Genomic DNA, 19,698 nt, shown 5'->3' on the forward strand with positions numbered 1-19,698 from the left:
TGCGGGCCACTGGCCGGCAAGCTGTTCTTCTTCCTTGTAGGTCTTCTGACTCGCGCGTTTGAAAGAGGTCTTTCGCAGCCGTGCCCTGCCTTCCCAGGCCCTGAGCCCAGTGACCGGCTTTCGCCGACGGACACGGCCTCGGCGCATACAGCGGCGGTACCGTCCGGGGTTCACACCCGGTTCCCTTGTCCACCCCCGGCGGTTCCTCGCCGCCGGGGTCACAAAGAAGCATTGAATTGCTCCAAGAATACCATATTTTATGAATACTGTAAAGCGCTTTGCCGGCCTGGATGCTCTGTGGAGATAAAAAAGAATCAAATCAGCAGAAAGATTGCACGCTTTGTCCGGGTGTGCTACAATAAATCCTATAAAATGCCTATTTGTGCGCCGGCGGATCACAGCCGCCCGGCGCTGAAGTCAAGCTCTATTTTGCAGTATTTATAACCGGGGCAGATACCGGTGATTTCGCCGCGCGGCGAAATCACGATCAATTCCGATGATAGAGGCGATGCTGACCATGGAAAAAACAGAGTGGAACAAAAGTCAATTGAGCGCGGAACAGACCCTGCGATCCTTTTGCCGCAGCTGGTTTGAGCGGCGCAGCGCGGAGGAGACCGTCGCCTTCTTTTCTCCGGACGTGTGCTTTGTGGGCACCGGGGAAAAGGAGACCGCCCGGGGGATTGACCAGATGGCCGAATATGTCCGGCAGGATATCCGGGAGATTCCGGAGCCCTTTTCCTGTGAACTGCAGGTGATTCAGGACGCACACCTGGCCGACGGCCTGCGGGCGCTCTCCATGGAGATGTCTTTGAAAAATACGATTTACACCTGGCACCTGCGGGGATTTTTCACCCTGCGCTGGGAGGGCGGGGAACTGTGGAAGATCTGCGAACTCCACTTTGCGGAGCCGGGGGGCAGCCAGCGCCCGGGTGAGCACTACCCCCAGACGCTGGTGGTGGAGCGCATGGCCCAGCAGCGCCAGCAGCTACTGAGCGACTCCATCTCCGGGGGCATGATGGGCGGCTACATAGGGGAGGGCTTCCCCTTTTACTTTATCAACCGGCGGATGCTGGACTATCTGGGATATGAGACGGAGGAGGAGTTTGTCGCCGATATCGGCGGCCTGATCTCCAACTGCATGCATCCGGAGGACCGGAAGATGGTGGATGCCTCGGTGGCGGAGCAGCTGCGGCGGGGAGAGGAATATGTGGTCGAATACCGGATGCGGAAAAAGGACGGCTCCCACATCTGGGTCCACGACCAGGGGCGGCGGGTCCGGGCCGAGGACGGACGCGATGCCATCGTATCCGTGTGCATCGACATCACGGCACAGCGGAGGGCCCAGGAAGAGGTGCTGCGGCTTTACAACAACATCCCCGGCGCGGTGTTCCGCTGCCGCTTTGACGAGGACTTCTCCATCATTGACGCCAACGACGGCCTTTTTGAATTCGTGGGCTACAGCCGGGAGGAGTTTGCGGCCATGGGAAACCGCATGTCCGCTGTGATCCATCCGGAGGATCTGGCGGGGATGGCGGATAAGCTCAATACCCAGCTGCGCTCCGGAGCCACCATCCACAACGAAAACAGGCTGGTGTGCAAAGACGGCACGGTGAGGTGGATATCCATCAATGCCCAGCTGTTTCTGGAGGATGGAGAACCGTATTTTTACTGTGTCTTTGTGGACATCACCGAGGAAAAGGCCCTCCGGAAACGGATGTGGGAGCTCTATGAGAACGAGTGGTCCTATTTTGCCCGGATGGCCTCGGCGGAGGGCTCTATCCAGGGAACCATCAACGTCACCCGCAACCGGACGGAAAATTACCTGTCCACGGCGGATGTGGCTGTGGCCCGGATCGGGGACTCCTACGACCAGACCATCGCCAACCTGTCGGATTCCGCCGTGGATCCCGAGCGGAGGGCGGAACTCTATCGGGCGCTGAAGCGGGAGAAGGTGCTCTCGGACTATGCCTCCGGAAGGACGGAGTACCACTTTGACTTCCTCCGCTGGAAAAACAACGGCACCATGTTCTGGGGCAGCACGAAGATGCGAACCTATCTCAATCCGGATACCCGGGATGTGCTGCTCTTTTTCTATACCGAGGATGTGACGGAGCGGAAGATTCAGGAGCAGCTTTTGAATCAGCTGACGGAATTGGACTACGATGTGATCACGGACATCGACATTCCCCGCGACTCCCACTGGGTGGTCTCCGCAGACAGAGGACGCGCCGACACCATTCCCCGCCAGGGCCGTTTCCAGGAGGAAATCCGAAAAATAGCCGACCGGTTTATGGGCGGGGAGGCCCGGAGGGAATACCTGAGCAAGCTGGATTACGGGTACATGGAAAAAACGCTGGAGCACCAAAACGCCTATTCGTTTCTTGTGGAGATGAAGGACGAACAGGGCGAGCCTCGGGTCAAGCGGGTCAAGGTATTTTACATCAACAAGGAGCTGGGCCGGGTCTGCATGGCCCGCTCCGACGTGACGGATGTGGTCCGGCAGGAGCAGCGGCAGAAGGAGGAGCTGGCGGCCGCCCTGGTGGCCGCGGAACAGGCCAACGCCGCCAAGACGGATTTCCTCTCCCGCATGAGCCACGAGATTCGCACCCCCATGAACGCCATCATCGGCATGAGCACCATCGCGGCCCAAGCCATCGGAGACGACGAGCAGGTGGCCGACTGCATCTCCAAAATCGGCATCTCCTCCCGCTTTCTCCTGTCCCTTATCAACGACATCCTTGATATGAGCCGGATTGAGAGCGGGAAGATGCTGCTGAAAAATGAAAAGATTCCCATGGAGGAGTTTCTCAACGGAGTCAACTCCATCTGCTACGGCCAGGCGGCGGCCAAGGGAGTGGATTATGAGTGCATCGTGGACCCGGTGTTAGACGACTACTACATGGGAGATGCCATGAAGCTTCAGCAGGTGCTGGTCAACATCTTAGGCAACGCGGTGAAATTTACGGCCGAGGGCGGGCGGGTTACCTTCTCAGCCGCCCAGCGGAGGAAGACAAAAAACAGCGCCGAGCTGCGCTTTGTGATCAACGACACAGGAACAGGCATGAGCGAGGAATTCCTGCCGCATATTTTTGAGCCCTTCTCCCAGGAGTCCACGGGCACCACCGCGCTGTACGGCGGCACCGGACTGGGTCTTGCCATCTCCAAGAGCATTGTGGACATGATGGACGGAAAGATCGCGGTGCGCTCTATTAAAGGCGTGGGCACGGAGTTTACGGTGGATGTGAAGCTTGGCATTACGGAGGAGGAGCTGCGCCGCCACCAGAAAAAACAGACTTATAATTTCTCCCATCTCAAAACCCTGGTGGTGGACGACGATGTGAGCGTCTGTGAAAGCGCCGTGGTCATCCTCCATCAAATGGGGGTCAAGGCTGAATGGGTGGACAGCGGGCGCAAAGCGGTGGAGCAGGTGAGCGCCCTTTGGGAGCAGGGGAAGCACTATGACATGATCCTCATTGACTGGAAGATGCCGGAGATGGATGGGATCGAAACCGCGCGGCGCATCCGCGCCGTGGTGGGCCCGGAGGTCACCATCATCATTATGACCGCCTACGATTGGATTCCCATTGAACACGAGGCAAAGATGGCCGGGGTCAATTTGCTGATGAGCAAGCCCATGTTCAAATCCTCCATCGTCTCCGCGTTCTCAAAGGCACTGGGCGAAAAGGAAGAGCGGGAGCGTCAGGAGGAAACGGACTTTGACTTTACAGGAAAGCGGATTCTGCTGGCCGAGGACAATGCCCTCAATACGGAGGTGGCGGTGCTGCTGCTGAAAAATAAAGGCTTTGCCGTGGATACGGCTGAGAACGGGCTGCGGGCGCTGGAGCTGTTCAGCAAATCGCCGGAGGGGTATTATGACGCGGTGCTGATGGACATCCGGATGCCCCTGATGGACGGGCTGACCGCCGCGTCCAACCTCCGCCACCTGAGCAATGCCGACGCCAGGACCGTCCCAATCCTTGCAATGACCGCCAACGCCTTTGACGACGACATCGAAAAGAGCAAGGCCGCAGGGATGAACGCCCACCTTGCCAAGCCCATCGATCCGAAGCGGCTCTATCAGACGCTTTACGATTTTATTTTTGGAGAGGAGGAGTAAACGGTGCGGAGCGTTCAGGAGATATTTGAGGCCTATGGCGCGGACTATCAGGTGACCATGAGCCGCTTTTTGGGAAATGAGGAGATGTATCTGAGGTTCCTGCACATGCTCTTCCAGGACGACAACCTGCAGAAGCTGGGACAGGCGCTGGAGCGCGGCGACCTGACCGCCGCCTTTGAGGCCGCCCACACCCTGAAGGGCGTTACGGGCAACCTGGGCCTGACGCCGCTCTATGAGGCAGTGTGCGTCATTGTGGAGCCGCTGCGCGACCGGAAGGAGCAGGACTATGCGCAGATGTATCAGCGCATCCGGGAGGAGTTCCGCCGGGCGGACGCCTTTTTGGAGCAGCTGAAAGAGGCCCGGCGGCAGGGCGGGACGCTTTGACTCTTCTGCCGAGCGGTCCGGACTGGAGCGGAGGGAAAGGCGCGGCCCCTTGACACAAACACCGTCTCTTTTTATGATGGTATCATGCTCCCTGAATCGGAATGGAACAAAATGGAGGACAGCCATGAAGACATACACCGCATCCATACAAAATACAGAGGACTCCATCCAGCGGCTGATGAAGCAGCACTACCTTGCGTTCAACAAGAAGGTGCTGGCCATTCAGATCGTCCTGTGCGTGGGCGGACTCACCATCGGCATGATGAGCACATACCACATTGTGCTACGGATGGCCTTTTTGTTTTTGGGCTGCTGGGTCCTGCCCTTTGTGGCCCATCCGGGCAAAGAGGCCGCAAGACAGCTCATCAAGCAGTTGGACGGCAAGTTTCCGTCCATGAGCTACACCTTCTATGAGACCAGAATGCTCTCCGTCTACGAGGGGAAGGAAACCGTCACGCTCTACTCCGACGTGCTGCTCCTCAATGAGGACCCGCTGTATTTCTTTCTCTTCCTGAAGGACAAGTCCGGCTTTGTGGTGGATAAGAGCACTATCCGGCCCAGGGAGGAGAAGGACTTCCGCGAGGCGCTGTCCAGGGCCTGCGGCCTGGAGTGGAAGAAGTCCAAGGGCATCCTTTCCCTCACGCTGCCTGACCTGATGGGAAGGAAAAAATGATCTGAATGAAAAGAGGGAGTCCATACCGGCAGGTATGGACTCCCTCTTTTTCGCGGCTCAGGCCGTGACGATCATGGCCAGAAACACAAGGTCGCTCTGGGATCGGTTTTCAATGCTGTGCCCCTGCCCGTTGCCGGTGGACATCACCTGCCCCGGGCGCATGATCAGCTCCGTGCCGTTGTCGCTGACCACACCTTCCCCCTGGAGGATGTAGTAGAATTCCGTTTCCTGCTCATGGGTGTGGTATCCGATGCTGCATCCCGGGCGCAGCGTACAGGTGGAAAACAGACGGACGTGCCCGTAGGTCTCGTCGATGGAGGCCAGGTCTGAAAATTCGATGACGCCCCGGCCGCCCTGGACGCCCTCCTTTTCACGGCGGGGAAGCTCTTTTTTTACCATAGTGAAACTCCTTTCCATGATCCGGCCTGGGTGGCGCCGCCTTGCGGCGTCCGGACGGATGTGCTACAATACCAACATAGATTCTCTCCCTATTTTACCAAATGCGGGAGAAATGTCCATAGAAATTGAGAATCGCGCATGGAGGCCGATATGAAACGATACATTGCCTGGTTTATCAGCGCCGCGCTGCTCTGCCCGCTTCTTGCGGGCTGTGGGCAGGGGGGAGCATCCTCCGGCGGCGCGTCCGGTTCCGGAGCGGAGCGGGAGGAGCCACTGCAAATCAAAGAACTGCGGGTTGAACTGTGTTCCGGTGCCGGCGCCGATGCGCTGCTGGAGGCGGCCGCCTCTTTGCCGGAGCTGCTGAAGGCCGCCCTGAAGGAGAGCGGCGCGGAGGCGGAGCGGGTCAGAGTCACCATCGGCACCTCCGCCAGCGCCACCGGCGCGGCCCTGAAGGAGGGCGGCGTGGACGCGGCGATGATGGGAGCCGCCGACTGTGTGCTTTGGGCCGGTGCGTCCCGGCCCATTCTGGGGGCGCCGGCAGAGGGCGGAAGAACGGAGCTTTGCACCGCGCCCTCAGATTATGGACGGGCCCTGGCGGACCGTGCGGAGGAGACGGAGCGGTTAGGCTGGTCCGAGCTGACCCACGCCGTCTGGGGGCTTCTTGAGACGGATTCGCTGTACGGCCGTCGTCTGCCCAATCTGTGGCTGGCGGACACCTACGAGGGCGGCACAGTGGACGATCTGGAGCAGGTGAAGACCTACCGGAGCTATGAGGAGCTGCTGCGTGGGGCGGCGGAAGAGGAAGTGGACGTCATTGCCCTGCCGGAGGGCTTCCGGGAGGGATATGCCAAGCTCTGGACCATGGAGGCAACTCGTACGGGCGAAAGCGGCGCCCACGGCTTTGGCCGGACAGACTCTATCAAGGAGGAGCTCAGGCCCTTTGCCCTGACGGAGCGGATCCCCACCGGCGTGATCGCCGTCTCGCCGGCCGCAGCGGAGGACGAGCGGCTGACCGACGCCATCCGGGAGGCGTTTCTTGCCCTGGCCCGGACCGGGGAGGGCGGAGCTCTCCTAAAAACAGTGGGTGGATATGATTCCTATGGGCCGGTTGCGCCGGAGGAGATAGACGCCCTGCGCCGGATGCTGACCACAGAGGGGGAGACATGGGAATAGCCGCCCTTGCCCTGGCCGCGGCGGGACTGGCGGCCTTTGGCTGGGCCCTCTTTCGAAAGGCCGTGATCCGCCGGGAGGATGTCCGCGATCCGGCGGAGACGCTGTGCCGCCGCGCCCGGCGCTGCGGCGTTGATCCAATGCCCATGCTGCAAGCGGCGCGGTGGCTTCAGAGCCAAAGCGTCCGGACCGTGGCCATGGAGGGCTTCGACGGGCTGACGCTGACGGCGGACTGCCTGATGGCGGAGGGGCCGTCCCGGGGATGGGTGCTGCTGTTCCACGGCTACCGATCCGGACCAATTCAGGACTTCTGCATGATCGCGCCGGAGCTCCACCGCATGGGCTACGACCTGCTGCTGGTGGATCAGCGCTCCCACGGGAGAAGCCAGGGGAGGTATATCGGCTTCGGCACGCTGGAGCAGCGGGACTGCCGGGACTGGATCGACTGGGTCAACCGCTGTTTTGGGGCGGAACAGCCCATCTATCTGTACGGCGTCTCCATGGGGGCTACCACCGTACTGATGGCCGCGGGGGCGGAACTGCCAGGGAATGTGAAGGGCGTGGTGGCGGACTGTGGCTTCACCTCCGCCGGGGAGATCCTCCGCCATGAGCTGAAGACGCTGATGCACCTGCCGGCCTTTCCCATGCTGTGGGTGGTGAACGGAATCAACCGCCTCTTGGCGGGCTGGAGTTTTTTTGAGCGCTCCACCCTGGAGGCCATGAAGACTATCCGGGTTCCGGTGCTTTTTGTCCACGGCGGCAGGGATCACTTCGTGCCAAGAGACATGACGCGCAGAAATTTCGAGGCCTGCCGCAGCGAAAAGCGGCTGCTTTTCGTGGAGGGCGCGGACCACGGCATGAGCTTTGCCGTGGACCCGGAGGGCTATTCAAGGGAACTTGCCCGTTTTATGAAGAATTGTGAATAAAAAGGACGTATCCTATACAGCAGGATACGTCCTTTTGTAAAACGCAATAGGTCCGGATCAGAGCAGGATGTCCAGAGCTCCCTGGATGTTCATAATCTCCACCGTGGGTTCGCTGGGGGCGTACTCCCCGTCTAACGACCAGGAGAGCTCTTCCTCCGTCACCACGCGGACGTTGGACACATGGCGGAAAACAAGGCCGCCCTGCTCATACTGCTGGGACAAAAGGGCCAGCAGCAGATTTTGCAGCTCGATGGGATTTTTGGGGCTGGGCACCAGCAGAAGCTCAAATTTGCCGTCGTCCAGGACCACGTTCTCCGGGTCCAGCCGCATCAGGCCGCCGATGGAGGTGGAGTTGCAGACCGCGCCGAAAAGATACTCCCCGTCAAAGACCTCTCCGTCCGCGTCAATGCGGACCCGATAGGGCCGCAGCGTGTTGAGGTCCTTCATCCCCTCCAGGATATAGGCAAAATGGCCCAGGGCGTTTTTGGCGCTCTGAGAGGCGGAGTAGGAGCTTTTGGTAAAGGCTCCGAAGGAGGCCACATAGACAAAGCAGCGGTCCTGAAATTTCCCCACGTCCAACACCCGGGAGTTGCCCCGCACAATGGCGCGGGCGGCGGTGACGGGGTTGCCGGAGATGTTCAGGCTGGAGGCGAAGTCATTGGTGCTGCCCTGGGGCAGGTAGCCCAACAGGGGGCGCTTCTCCCTGTCCAACTGCATCAGGCCCATCATGGTCTCGTTCAAGGTGCCGTCTCCTCCGCTGCAGACCACCACGTCGTAGCCGGCACCCTCCTCCGCGGCAAAGCGGGTGGCATCGCCCCGGGCGGCGGTACAGCGGACGCAGACCAGAAAGTCCGCATCGGAAAAAAGAGAGACCGCGTCAAAAAGCGGCGCCCGGGACTTGGTCCGGCCTGCTCTGGGATTGACAATGAACAGCAGCTTTTTCACCATGGGATCGAACAAGCCTCACTTTCGCAAAAAGCGGCACGCAGTGCCTGCGGTACAATAAGTTTCTATATTGTAGCACAGGGACCGCGCTATTGCAATTGTTTTGCAAATCGCTTATGATAGGATAAAAGCAAAAAATCTTGGGAAAAGGCGGAGAGAGCCAATGAGACGACGGGACAATGTATATGTGAAATGGGGCCTGACGGCATTTTTAACCGTCTGCGCCATCTTGCTGCTGTACGACACCTTCTTTTCCACCGGGACGCTGGTCGTCTTTCTGCGCAGGCTGCTGCGGATTCTGGCCCCGGTGCTCTACGGCTTTTTCATCGCCTATCTGCTCTCGCCGGTGGTGAATTACTTTGAGCGGCTCCTGCCGGAGCGGCTGTGCCGCGCCCGGAAGGGAAAATTCCGTTCCCCCGTGGCCCGGGCCATCAGTATTTTGCTGACTATGATCCTGGTGTTTTTCCTTGCTTATTTGCTGCTGTCCATCCTTCTGCCCCAGCTGTACAAGAGTATTCTGATCCTGATTAACAACGCGGAGACCTACTACAACACCGTGTACAAATGGGTCAACGACCTGCTGGAGAGCAACCCGGATGTGGAGAAGTGGGTCATGGCACAGTTGGACGCCTCCTATCAGAACCTGCTGACCTGGCTGACCCAGAAGGTGGTGCCCCAGGCCCAGCAGCTGTTGGGCGCCGTCACCGGCGGCATTGTGTCGGTCCTGACCTTTGCAAAAAATCTGCTGATCGGGCTGATTGTGTCCATCTACCTGCTGGCCACCAAGGAGGGCTGCGCCGCCAGCAGCCGCAAGATGGTCTACGCCCTGTTTTCCGAAAAGCAGGCCGGATGGCTGCTCCGGGGCCTGCGCCGGGTGGACCGCATCTTCAGCGGCTTTGTCCGGGGCAAGCTGCTGGATTCGCTGATCATCGGCATCATCTGCTTCGTCTTCTCCTCCTGGTTCCAGTTCCCCTATGCCCCGCTGGTCAGCGTGGTGGTGGGCGTCACCAACGTGATCCCCTTCTTTGGGCCGTTTTTGGGCGCCATCCCCAGCGCATTTCTCATTCTGCTGGTCAGCCCCATCAAGTGCCTTTATTTCATTCTCTTTGTGCTGGTGCTCCAGCAGGTGGACGGCAACGTCATCGGGCCCCGGATTCTGGGGGACTCCACGGGCCTTTCCAGCTTCTGGGTGATTGTGGCGATCCTGGTGGGCGGCGGCTTTTTCGGGATTCCCGGCATGTTTTTCGGTGTGCCCATTTTCGCCTGTTTGTATACCGCCGTGGGCGCGTACACCAACTATTGCCTGCGGAAAAGAGATCTTCCGGTGGACACCACCTTTTATACCTCCGATCTGCACCGGGAGCCGACTCCCGCTCCGCCTGAGGATGAAAAAAAATAGGGGAAATTTGCAAACCCTCTTGCTTTTTTGAGACCACTCGTGTAAAATTCGCGGTGTTGCCGCAGCCGGTCTTGGATCGGACCGGCTGCGGCGGCATACAATTGAATGTAGAGAACGATGTCTCCCGCTGAACGCGGGGAAAGGAGCAAGATGAAGAATCTGACACGCATCGTGTCCCTTCTTCTGGCTCTTGCCATGTGCGCTGCACTCCTTGGCTGTGGAGGCGGCAGCACGGAAGCAGGTCCGGAAGCAAGCACGGACATCGGCTCTGCCGAGGATACCCCAAGTGATGAGATCACCGTGGGTATCGCTCAAGATCTGGACGACAGTCTTGACCCGCACCTTGCGGTGTATGCAGGAACCAAGGAGATCTTGTTTAACGTATTCGAGGGGTTGGTAAAGCCCACCCCCGACGGAGAACTCGTCCCCGCGGTTGCTGAAAGCTGTGAGGTGTCCGAGGATGGAACGGTCTATACCTTTACCCTGCGTGAAGGCATCCGGTTCCACGACGGACGGGCAGTAACTGTGGACGATGTAATCGCATCCATTGAACGCTGCGCCGACGACTCGGAGGGCAAAACGCCCCTGGTCCCGGCGTTTTCTGTTATCCAGTCGGCAGTGGCCGCCGACGACCGCACGGTCGTCATCACCATCGATCAACGCAACAATGAGTTTCTGTCCTATCTGACCACGGCAATTTTGCCCAAGGACTACACGGAGCAGGACACCGCCCCCGTGGGAACCGGCCCCTTCCGCTTTGTCTCCCGAACCGCCCAGGACTCCATTGTGCTGGAGCGCTTTGACGGCTACTGGGGCGACAAGGCGGCCCTCGGCAAGGTGACCTTTAAGATTATGGAGAGCGCGGACGCGCTGGTGCTGGCCCTGCAGGGCGGCGCCATCGACCTGTGCGCCCATCTGACGGCCAACCAGGCCGCTCAGCTTGGGGACGGGTTCAATATCCTGGAGGGCACCATGAACCTGGTCCAGGCCCTGTACCTGAACAACGCGGAAAAGCCCTTTGACAACCAGCTGGTACGGCAGGCCCTCAGCTATGCCGTGGATCCCCAGCAGGTGATGGATATGATTGCCGACGGCCACGGCAAAGAGGTGGGCAGCTCCATGTACCCGGCATTCGCCAAGTATTTTGTGGAGGAGCTCAACGACTACTATACCTGTGATCCCGCTAAAGCAAGGGAGCTTCTGGCTCAGGCAGGGTATCCGGATGGGTTCGAAATGACCATTACCGTGCCGTCCAACTACCAGCCCCATGTGGATACGGCCCAGGTGCTGGTGGAGCAGCTGAAAGCGGTGGGAGTCACCGCAACCATCGAGCGGGTGGACTGGGGAACCTGGGTGTCCCGGGTTTACACCGACCGCCAGTTCCAGTCCACGGTGGTGGGCGTGGATGCCGCCAATATGACGGCCCGGGCCATGTTAGAGCGCTTTACCAGCAACGCCAGCGACAACTTTATCAACTATAAGAACCCCGAGTACGATCAGCTCTTCGCCCAGGCCATAACCGCCGGGGACGATCAGGAGCAGACGGAGCTCTACAGGCAGATGGAGACGGTGCTCACCGAGACCGCGGCCAACGCCTACATCCAGGATATGGCGGACCTGGTGGCCATTTCCAAGGACCTGGAGGGCTACCGGTTTTATCCCATCTATGTGATGGACCTGTCTACTGTGGGCTACGCGGGATAATTTGAGGAGGCGACGACCATGAAACATGCGGCGCGCAAGCTTGCCATGCTGCTCATCACCATGGTGGCCGTCTCCTTTTTTGCCTTTTTGGCCTTCCAGGTCCTCTCCGGCGACCCGGCCACCCAGATGTTAGGCACTCAGGCCACGCCGGAGAAGGTGGCCGAGCTGCGCCATGAGATGGGGCTGGACCGGCCCTTCCTCACGCGCTACGGCGAATGGCTGGCCGGTTTTTTCACCGGTAATCTGGGCACCTCCTACAGCTACAGCGTGCCGGTGGCGGAGCTGGTGGGCCAGAAGCTGCCGGTGACGGCTGTGCTGACGGCCATGGCCTTTTTGATGATCGCGGGGCTCTCAGTGCCCCTTGGCATCTTCTCCGGTCGCCGTCACGGCGGCGCGGTGGACCGGGGGCTGACGGTGCTGAACCAGATTGTCATGGCGGTGCCGCCCTTTTTCACCGGGATTTTGTTCACCTGGCTCTTCGGCCTGGTGCTGCACTGGTTCACCCCCGGCGGATACGTGCCGTGGAGTGAAAGCCGCTCCGGCTTTCTGGGCTACCTTGTTTTGCCGGCCCTCTCCATCGCATTGCCCCGGGCGGCGATGTGCGTGCGGATGATGCGCGGCACCATCCTTGCGGAGCTGCATAAGGACTATGTGCGCACCACAATCTCCCGGGGCGGTGACAGCCGCTATCTCCTGTACCGCCATGTGCTGAAAAATTCCGCCGTGCCTCTTGTGACCTTCCTGGCCCAGACCATGGCGGAGATCGCCGCGGGCAGCGTGGTGGTGGAGCAGGTCTTCGCCATTCCGGGGCTGGGGAGACTCCTTTTGGGCTCCATCTCCGGCCGGGACTTCCCCGTGGCCCAGGCCATCGTGGTGCTGATCGCCTTCTGGGTGGTGGCGGTGAACACGGCCGCGGACCTCATCAACCAGCGCGTCGACCCCCGGCTGAGACTGGAGGCGGATCATGAATAGACGCAAGACCCAGCACTACCTCTTCTGGGGAGTGACCCTTACCGGCGTGCTGCTGGCGCTTTTTGTCATCGGCTATTTCTGGACGCCCTATGACCCCGCGGCCATGAACGGGACGGAGAAGAACCTGGCTCCTTCGCTCCGCCACCTCTTCGGCACGGACCTCTTCGGACGGGACATCTTCAGCCGCGTGCTCAAGGGCGGCGGCACCACGCTCTTTGTGGCGCTGTGCGCCCTGGCCATCGGCGGCGGCGTGGGGGTCACATTGGGCGCATTTACCGGGTATTTCGGCGGCTGGCTGGACCGGGGGCTGATGCGGCTCAACGACGTGATCACCGCCTTTCCAAGCATATTGCTGGCATTGGTGCTGATTTCCGTGCTGGGCCCGGGAAAAATCAATCTGATCTTAGCACTGGGGATTGTCTTCATCCCAAGCTATGCCCGCATGTCCCGCTCGGCCTTTGCCGCCTGCCGGGATAAAAACTATGTGATCAGCGCCCGGCTGATGGGGGCACACAGCGGGAGAATCCTCCTCAGGCACATCCTGCCCAACACAGGGGCGGTGCTGCTGCCCGCCGTCACCATCGGATTCAACAACGTGGTGCTTGCGGAGGCGTCCATGAGCTATTTGGGGATTGGCATCACGCTGCCGGATACCTCCCTGGGCTACATGCTCTCCGACTCTCAGCAGTACCTTTCCGCCTCACCCTGGTATGCCCTGTGCACCGGAGGCACCATTGTGCTTTTGATTCTGGGCGTGGGTCTCATCGGCGAGGGACTGCAGCGCAGGGGCAGAGAGGGATAGCGTCCCTGTGAGCTGAAACGGGAGGTGGAGAAATGCTGAAAATTGAAGACCTGCACGTCAAGTTCCATGCCCGGGACCGCCAGGCCGTGGGCGGGATCAGCTTCTCCATTGAGGACGGGGAGATTCTGGGCCTGGTGGGGGAATCCGGCTCCGGCAAGTCCGTGACAGCCATGACGGCGGCGGGCCTTTTGAACCGGGAGAAGGCGGACGCCTGGGGCCGCGTCCTGTTGGACGGCACCGATCTTTTGACCCTGAATGAACAGCAGATGCGCCGCCTGAGGGGCAGGGAGATCGGCGTGGTCTTTCAGGAACCCCAAAGCTGCATGGACCCGCTGATGAAGGTGGGACCCCAGGTGGAGGAGGCGCTGCGCATCCACACCGACGCCTCTCCCGCCGAGCGGCGCCAGGCGGCCCTTCGCGCCCTGGAGCAGGTGGAGCTTGGCGATGTGGAAACCGTGTACGGCAAGTACCCCCATGAGCTCTCCGGCGGGCAGCTCCAGCGGGCCATGATCGCCGCGGCCATTTTGACCCGGCCCAAGCTGCTGCTGTTGGATGAGCCCACCACGGCCCTGGACGTGACCACCCAGTCCCAGATTCTGGAGCTTTTGAAAAAGCTGAACCGGGAGCAGGGCATCTCCATGCTGTTCATCTCCCACAATCTGCAGGTGGTGCGCAGGCTGTGCTCCCGTGTGGTGGTGATGCAGCGCGGCCATATTGTGGAGGCGGGGGAGACGGAGCGGATTTACGCCAGTCCCCGGGACGCCTATACCCAAAAACTGATCGCCGCTATCCCGAGGCGGGAGAGGAGGGAGCCGTGAACAAGGAATTGGTGCTGAAGGTGGACCATGTGTTCAGCAGCTACCGCCGCCGCGGCTTCTCCCGCAGCCGACAGGAGGTGCTGCGGGACGTGTCGTTTACCGTCAGCCAGGGGGAAATTCTGGGTCTGGTAGGAGAGTCCGGCTCCGGCAAGTCCACGTTGGCCAGGGTGATTTTGGGCCTGGTCCGCCCGGACGCGGGGGAAGTGATCCACTACACCAAGCGGCCCCAGATGATCTTTCAGGACCCCTACAGCTCCCTGAACCCTGCAAGGACGGTGGAGTGGATTCTGGAGGAGCCGCTGCGCATCTATGGCAAGTATGACGCATCGGAGCGGCGCCGCAGGGTGCGGGACATCCTGAACCGGGTGGAGTTGGGAGAGGAGGTGCTGGGGTCCAGCCCCTCCGAGCTCTCCGGAGGCCAGCGCCAGCGGGTGTCCATTGCCGTGGCGCTGATCCAGCGGCCCCGGTTTTTGATTGCCGATGAGCCGGTCTCGGCCCTGGATGTGACCATCCAGGCCCAGATTATAGGGCTGCTGCGGGACCTGCGCCGGGAGCTGAACCTCAGCTTCCTCTTTGTCTCCCACGACCTCAATGTGGTCTACCAGCTGTGCGACAGGGTGCTGGTGATGGAAAACGGCGCCGTTGTGGAGGAGGGCCTGGTGGACGAGCTCTTTGACCACCCGCGGCACCCCTACACGAAACAGCTGCTGGCGGCGGCCCAATAAAAACCCACGAAAAAGGACGGAGCCTGACTCAGGCTCCATCCTTTTTGTCCTTCTGAAAGCTCTTCCAGAGCATATTTGCACCCACATAGAGCAGGAATAGGCCAAAGGGCTTGCGCAGCAGCTCCACATCCACGGCGGTGGCGATCCAGGAGCACGCCAGCGCCGCCGCCACGCCCCAGGGGGCCGCGGCGCGGATGGTGGGCTTATCCAAAAAGTCGTTTTTCCAGTGGGAGTACAGCGCCGCGGCGGCGGTGGGCAGGAAAAACAGGAGGTTGATGCCCTGGGCGGTCTGTTGGGGCACGTCCAAAAAGAGGGTCATCAAAAGCAGCAGCAGCGTGCCGCCGCCGATCCCCCAGGAGGAGACCATCCCCGTGAAGGCGCCGCACAGGGCCGGCAGCACCCACTTCACAGGAGGTAGCGCACGCCGCCGTAGAGCAGGAACAGCCCAAAGGCCCGCCGCAGCCAGATGGTGGGGATTTTCCCGTAAAACCGGCCGCCCACAAAGCCGCCCACCGCCCCGCCCGCCAGATAGGGCAGCGCGGTCAGGAAGGAAAGCCCCCCGCGTAAAAAGTACACGGCCGCCGATACACAGCAGATAGGCAGGATCACCGCCACACAGGTGGCGAAGAGCCGCCGGTCCTTCAGCTGGCCCGACAAGAGAGGTAAAAAGATCATGCCGCCTCCGCCGCCGAAAAGTCCGTTCACCGCCCCCGCGGATGCTCCCGCCAGCCGGGCCTTCCACACATCGCTCAATGCGTTCACCTCCAGACTATGTAGGCGGGGCGAAGAGGTATGTTCTGCGGGAGAAGGCGTGAAAGAAGGGAAGGTCTCTGCTTTCACGCACACTCTCCCGCTGTCGGAAAAGGACAGTTACTTCAGCTTGAAGCTCTTGCAGTCGGTGCACTGGTTCTCAGTGGGGTTGCCCTCGTGGGTGCCCACCATAATGGAATCCAGGCCGCAGTAGTCGGCTTCCTGGCAGTGGTTGGCGCAGTTGTTCACGGTGCACTTGATGCTGGTGTTGGGAGTGCAGGCGCAGCCGCCGTTGGTGCAATCTTTCGTCATGGAAGGTTCCTCCTGAAGAAAATGTTTTGGCTTTCGCCAAAGCATAGTCTGTGCGCAGACGGTCAAAATATGCGCGTCAAAAATCGATTGTCAGGATCGCCGCGCTCATCGTTCCACCGCCAAAAGGCTGTTCAGCTCCGCGCACTCCTCCAAGCTGAGATCAAAAAAGCTGTTGTGGATGGAGAGCGACCGCACCGCCGGATTGTAGAGAAGATACAGCTGATCGCCGTTTTTCAGATGGAGGAGCAGCTGCCGCTGATGGCCGTTCCACAGCTTGTGGGCCCGGTCGTAGATGGTCCAGTCGTTTTTGTCCAGCCCGTCGTAGTGCATGGAATCCCCGTTCAGATAAACCTCCCGGGTGCCGTAGGTCTCATACCATAAATCCGCAAAACGCTGTTCGTGGGCCTCGGCGCCCATGTCCTCCCGTCCGGAAAAGAGGTCCAACAAAAATGAGATGTCCTCCTTGATGGAGAGGACAATCACCGGGAGGTCGCCGCCGGTGGTCACTTCAATGGACTGTACCGAGTCTGGACTGATGCCGTAGGCGTCGAAAATCTCCGTGGAGGACGCGCCGGACTCCGACACGTCGGTTCTCCAGGCAAAGACGAAGTAGCCGTAGCGTCCTTGGGCGATCTCCGCCACGCAGATGCGGTCGTTGTCCGGAAGGGATGCCCAGCGGTAGACGGCCGCGCCCACAAGGGCGGGATCGTCGCTCTGCCCGGCATAGCCGATCCGTTGGCCAAGGTCCGCTTCCGTCGGCGGGAAGCGATGTTCCTCCGCCAGCCCCACGGCGTCCTCAGGCACCAAGCCGAACTCCTTGCGCTGCTCAAAGGTGATGGGAAGGTAGAGCCGGTCGTTCAGGACAAAGCCGTACACCGCCTCCGCCGTTGCGGAGCCGGCGGAGGAAGAAGCGGCGGTCTGGAAGGGAAGCTTGCCTCCGCCGAACACCGCCGCGGCCAGCAGGAGGAGGCAGGCGGCAAGGGCCGCCATGCGGAAGGCCCGGGGCTTTTTTTCATAGGAGGCGGCCTCGGCGATGTGGGCGGAGCTCAAAAAGCCCATGGCCTCCGCCAAATCAGTTCGATCCATCGTATACCCCCTGCTCCGTCAGATGATGCCGCAGCTTTTCCCGAATGCGGGAAAGCCGGACGGACACATTGTTTTTCGAGATGTGAAAGGCCATGGACAGCTCCTCCACAGAGTCGCCGAACCAGTACCGGCGCACAAAGAGCACCCGGCTCTCCCGGTCGATCGTATCCAAAAAGCGGTCGATCTCCCGGCCCAACTCCCTTGCCGCCCAGAGCCTCTCCGTGGAACAGGCTCCCAGAGTCTCCGCCAGCTCCTCCATGGAGCGGTCAAAGGAACTGTCCCGCTTGCGGGCCGAATTGTCCCTCCGCCTTTTCAGCGACAGATTCCGGCACACAGCGCACACATAGGCGCAGAGCGGGTCGGGCCTCTTGGGCGGGATGGCGTTCCAGAGGGCCAGATACGTGTCATTGACACACTCCTGGGCGTCCTCCCCGCTTGGCAGCAGGTTGGACGCGATGCGGCGCAGCAGTGCGCCGTATTTGGCGGCCAGCTCCTCCACCGCCCGCTCCGACCGCTCGAACAGCAGCGCGATGATCTGCGTGTCCTCCATGGTTCCACCTCCCTCTATACAGATAACTACCGGTTGGAAGGCCGATCTTACAAAAAAAGCCGGCGGCTTATTTTCAGCCGCCGGCGGTTTGTCATCCGATATGCAGCAGCATATGGGCGAACTGGAAATAAATCAGCAGGGAAATGGCGTCCACAATGGTGGTGATGAAGGGGGAAGCCATCACCGCCGGGTCAAAGCCTAACTTTTTGGCCAGCATGGGCAGCGTGCAGCCCACCAGTTTGGCACACAGCACCGTACATACCAGGGTCAGGCAGATCACCGCCGCCACCAGGGGCGTCACCGCCGGATTCTGAAACAGCAGCCGGTCCACCAGGATCAGCTTGACAAAGTTGGCCACCGCCAGGACCACGCCGCAGAGGACGGAGACGCGGATCTCCTTCCAGATCACGCGCAGAAGGTCGGAGAATTCGATCTCACTCAGGGAGATGCCGCGGATCACGGTCACCGACGCCTGGGAGCCGCAGTTCCCGCCGGTGTCCATCAGCATGGGGATGTAGGCGGTGAGCACGGCAAAGGCCTCAAGGGCGTTTTCGAAACTGCTGATGATCTGCCCGGTAAAGGTGGCGGAGATCATCAGCAGCAACAGCCAGGGGATACGCGCTTTGAAGGTCTCCAAAATTCCGGTCTTCAGATAGGGTTTGTCGGAAGGCGTGATGGCGGCCATCTTCTCGATGTCCTCCGTCACCTCTTCCTGGAGGACGTCCATGGCGTCGTCCACGGTGACAATGCCCACAAGGCGGTTTTCCGTATCCACCACGGGCAGGGCCAGAAAGCCGTATCTGCTCAGAGACCGGGCGGCCAGCTCCTGGTCGTCCAGGGTGGAGACGGAGACGAAGCTGGTCTGCATAATGTCCTCGATGACATCGTCCTCCTCCGCCAGCAGCAGCGTGCGGATGGAGACCAGCCCGATGAGGTGGCGGCCCGCGTCGATGACGTAGGATACGTTGATGGTCTCCTTGTCCGGACCGGTGCGGCGGATGCGCTTGAAGGCGTCCTCCACCGTCATATCCCGCTTCAAATCCACGAACTCCGTGGTCATGATGCTGCCCGCGGAATCCTCGGGGTACTTTAATATCTCGTTGATGCTTTTGCGCACATCCGGATCGGAGTGCTTCAAAATGCGCTTGACCACGTTGGCGGGCATCTCCTCCACGATGTCCACGGTGTCGTCCAGATAGAGCTCATCCAACACCTCTTTGAGCTCGGTGTTGGAAAAGCCGGAGATCAGCAGCTCCTGCTCGTCGGAGTCCAGCTCCACGAAGACCTCCGCCGCTAACTCCTTGGGCAGCAGGCGGAACAGCAGAGGCATGGTCTCCTCCGGCAGCTCCTCCATCAGCAGCGCGATATCCGCCGCCTCCATGGGAAGAAGCATCTCACGCAGCTGGGCGTATCGCTTTCGCTCCATCAACTCCTCGATTTTTTTCAGCAGTTCTGCTTTTTCGGTTTCCCAGTCAAACATGCGCGCCTCCTCCTTTCCAAACGTAGTTTGTGCGCCGGGGTCCGCGAAATACGGATCGCGCTGCGCACAAAAATGCCCCAATCGCTTCCGTCCGGCGCGATTGGGGAAATACCCTGAAAAGCCGCCCAAAAGCGACCATTCCACCGTTCAAGCTTTAGCCTCACAAGGCGGTGCAGTTGCATTAGATGATACCTTGATTTCGATATCGCCTGTTCAAACCCTCTCATGATGTCTCCATCACTCTGCGGCAGCAACCCATATCCCTGTGGTAGCCTTACCTACCGGACAGTATTCACTTTACTTTTTCAGTCTATGCCAAAATTTTGACCATGTCAACCCTGCTTTCATCAAAATTGTACATTTTTCAAAAATAAGGGGGTAAAGTTAACAAAATAGCGTCCTTTCAGGAGGAAAAAGGAATTTTTAAATACAAAAGCCACTTGCCAAACATTTGTTCGTGTGGTATAATAACATATTCCTTTTGCA

19 protein-coding genes and 2 riboswitches are annotated in these 19,698 nt (G+C 60.1%); of the genes, 11 read left to right on the forward strand and 8 right to left on the reverse strand.

All coding sequences use genetic code 11. The annotated features are described in order from the left end of the window. Positions 1–18: 18 nt before the first annotated feature. Positions 19–241, reverse strand: a riboswitch (cobalamin riboswitch). Between the two features lie 276 nt (positions 242–517). From KQI82_RS03415 to KQI82_RS03425, 3 genes are all read left to right on the forward strand, one after another. Further along, entirely contained in the window at positions 518–4,117 is a 3,600-nt protein-coding gene (locus KQI82_RS03415; protein ID WP_420908086.1) for a response regulator, read from the forward strand. A 3-nt stretch (positions 4,118–4,120) separates the two neighbouring features. Further along, positions 4,121–4,501: an Hpt domain-containing protein gene (locus tag KQI82_RS03420; RefSeq protein ID WP_338148938.1), complete on the forward strand. Its 381-nt coding sequence runs from the start codon at positions 4,121–4,123 to the stop codon at positions 4,499–4,501. A 124-nt stretch (positions 4,502–4,625) separates the two neighbouring features. Then, positions 4,626–5,174 carry a YcxB family protein gene (locus KQI82_RS03425; protein ID WP_216558775.1) on the forward strand — a complete coding sequence of 183 codons (549 nt, stop codon included), beginning with the start codon at positions 4,626–4,628 and terminating at the stop codon, positions 5,172–5,174. Between the two features lie 57 nt (positions 5,175–5,231). Here the strand turns inward: KQI82_RS03425 and KQI82_RS03430 are convergent, their stop codons facing one another. Next, entirely contained in the window at positions 5,232–5,573 is a 342-nt protein-coding gene (locus KQI82_RS03430; RefSeq protein ID WP_216558778.1) for a cupin domain-containing protein, read from the reverse strand. A gap of 150 nt (positions 5,574–5,723) precedes the next feature. Here KQI82_RS03430 and KQI82_RS03435 point away from each other — a divergent pair, with 150 nt between their 5' ends. After that, complete coding sequence (locus KQI82_RS03435) at positions 5,724–6,746, forward strand: PhnD/SsuA/transferrin family substrate-binding protein (RefSeq protein ID WP_216558781.1); 1,023 nt, start codon at positions 5,724–5,726, stop codon at positions 6,744–6,746. Continuing rightward, positions 6,737–7,669, forward strand: a complete 933-nt coding sequence (locus tag KQI82_RS03440) for an alpha/beta hydrolase (protein ID WP_216558784.1) — start codon at positions 6,737–6,739, stop codon at positions 7,667–7,669. Before KQI82_RS03435 ends, KQI82_RS03440 begins: the two co-directional genes overlap by 10 nt. A gap of 57 nt (positions 7,670–7,726) precedes the next feature. On the opposite strand, the gene KQI82_RS03445 is transcribed toward KQI82_RS03440, so the two are convergent. Further along, the gene (locus tag KQI82_RS03445; RefSeq protein ID WP_216558787.1) at positions 7,727–8,617 is read right to left on the reverse strand and encodes a diacylglycerol/lipid kinase family protein; all 891 of its coding nucleotides are present in this window, start codon (positions 8,615–8,617) and stop codon (positions 7,727–7,729) included. A 160-nt stretch (positions 8,618–8,777) separates the two neighbouring features. On the opposite strand from KQI82_RS03445, the gene KQI82_RS03450 reads away from it, so the two are divergent. The 6 genes from KQI82_RS03450 to KQI82_RS03475 all read left to right on the forward strand — a co-directional run bounded on the left by KQI82_RS03450 (position 8,778) and on the right by KQI82_RS03475 (position 15,034). After that, complete coding sequence (locus KQI82_RS03450; RefSeq protein ID WP_216558789.1) at positions 8,778–10,013, forward strand: AI-2E family transporter; 1,236 nt, start codon at positions 8,778–8,780, stop codon at positions 10,011–10,013. 150 nt (positions 10,014–10,163) lie between these two features. Next, entirely contained in the window at positions 10,164–11,717 is a 1,554-nt protein-coding gene (locus KQI82_RS03455) for an ABC transporter substrate-binding protein (RefSeq protein ID WP_216558792.1), read from the forward strand. Between the two features lie 18 nt (positions 11,718–11,735). Continuing rightward, entirely contained in the window at positions 11,736–12,689 is a 954-nt protein-coding gene (locus KQI82_RS03460; protein WP_216558794.1) for an ABC transporter permease, read from the forward strand. Then, positions 12,682–13,491 (forward strand): ABC transporter permease, encoded by an 810-nt coding sequence (locus tag KQI82_RS03465; RefSeq protein WP_216558797.1) that lies wholly within the window; start codon positions 12,682–12,684, stop codon positions 13,489–13,491. Before KQI82_RS03460 ends, KQI82_RS03465 begins: the two co-directional genes overlap by 8 nt. Positions 13,492–13,523: 32 nt before the next feature. Next, on the forward strand, positions 13,524–14,309 hold the full coding sequence (locus KQI82_RS03470) for an ABC transporter ATP-binding protein (RefSeq protein WP_216558800.1): 786 nt from the start codon (positions 13,524–13,526) through the stop codon (positions 14,307–14,309). Next, on the forward strand, positions 14,306–15,034 hold the full coding sequence (locus tag KQI82_RS03475; RefSeq protein WP_216558803.1) for an ABC transporter ATP-binding protein: 729 nt from the start codon (positions 14,306–14,308) through the stop codon (positions 15,032–15,034). Before KQI82_RS03470 ends, KQI82_RS03475 begins: the two co-directional genes overlap by 4 nt. 28 nt (positions 15,035–15,062) lie before the next feature. Here KQI82_RS03475 and KQI82_RS03480 read toward each other — a convergent pair whose 3' ends face one another. From KQI82_RS03480 to mgtE, 6 genes are all read right to left on the reverse strand, one after another. Beyond that, positions 15,063–15,443 carry a sulfite exporter TauE/SafE family protein gene (locus KQI82_RS03480; protein WP_338148939.1) on the reverse strand — a complete coding sequence of 127 codons (381 nt, stop codon included), beginning with the start codon at positions 15,441–15,443 and terminating at the stop codon, positions 15,063–15,065. Continuing rightward, positions 15,440–15,796: a TSUP family transporter gene (locus KQI82_RS03485; RefSeq protein WP_420908087.1), complete on the reverse strand. Its 357-nt coding sequence runs from the start codon at positions 15,794–15,796 to the stop codon at positions 15,440–15,442. Before KQI82_RS03485 ends, KQI82_RS03480 begins: the two co-directional genes overlap by 4 nt. A gap of 108 nt (positions 15,797–15,904) precedes the next feature. Then, positions 15,905–16,096 carry a DUF1540 domain-containing protein gene (locus KQI82_RS03490; protein WP_216558806.1) on the reverse strand — a complete coding sequence of 64 codons (192 nt, stop codon included), beginning with the start codon at positions 16,094–16,096 and terminating at the stop codon, positions 15,905–15,907. A 105-nt stretch (positions 16,097–16,201) separates the two neighbouring features. Then, positions 16,202–17,182, reverse strand: a complete 981-nt coding sequence (locus tag KQI82_RS03495) for a hypothetical protein (RefSeq protein WP_216558811.1) — start codon at positions 17,180–17,182, stop codon at positions 16,202–16,204. Then, positions 17,169–17,732 (reverse strand): RNA polymerase sigma factor, encoded by a 564-nt coding sequence (locus tag KQI82_RS03500; protein ID WP_216558814.1) that lies wholly within the window; start codon positions 17,730–17,732, stop codon positions 17,169–17,171. The genes KQI82_RS03495 and KQI82_RS03500 overlap by 14 nt, the downstream gene beginning before the upstream one ends. Before the next feature lie 91 nt (positions 17,733–17,823). Next, a complete protein-coding gene (mgtE, locus tag KQI82_RS03505; RefSeq protein ID WP_216558817.1) occupies positions 17,824–19,212 on the reverse strand; it encodes a magnesium transporter in 1,389 nt (462 codons plus the stop codon). 131 nt (positions 19,213–19,343) lie between these two features. Further along, positions 19,344–19,505, reverse strand: a riboswitch (M-box (ykoK) riboswitch). Positions 19,506–19,698 lie beyond the last annotated feature (193 nt).

Origin of the sequence: Dysosmobacter acutus (assembly GCF_018919205.1) — a bacterium.
Taxonomy (GTDB): Bacteria; Bacillota; Clostridia; order Oscillospirales; family Oscillospiraceae; genus Oscillibacter; species Oscillibacter acutus.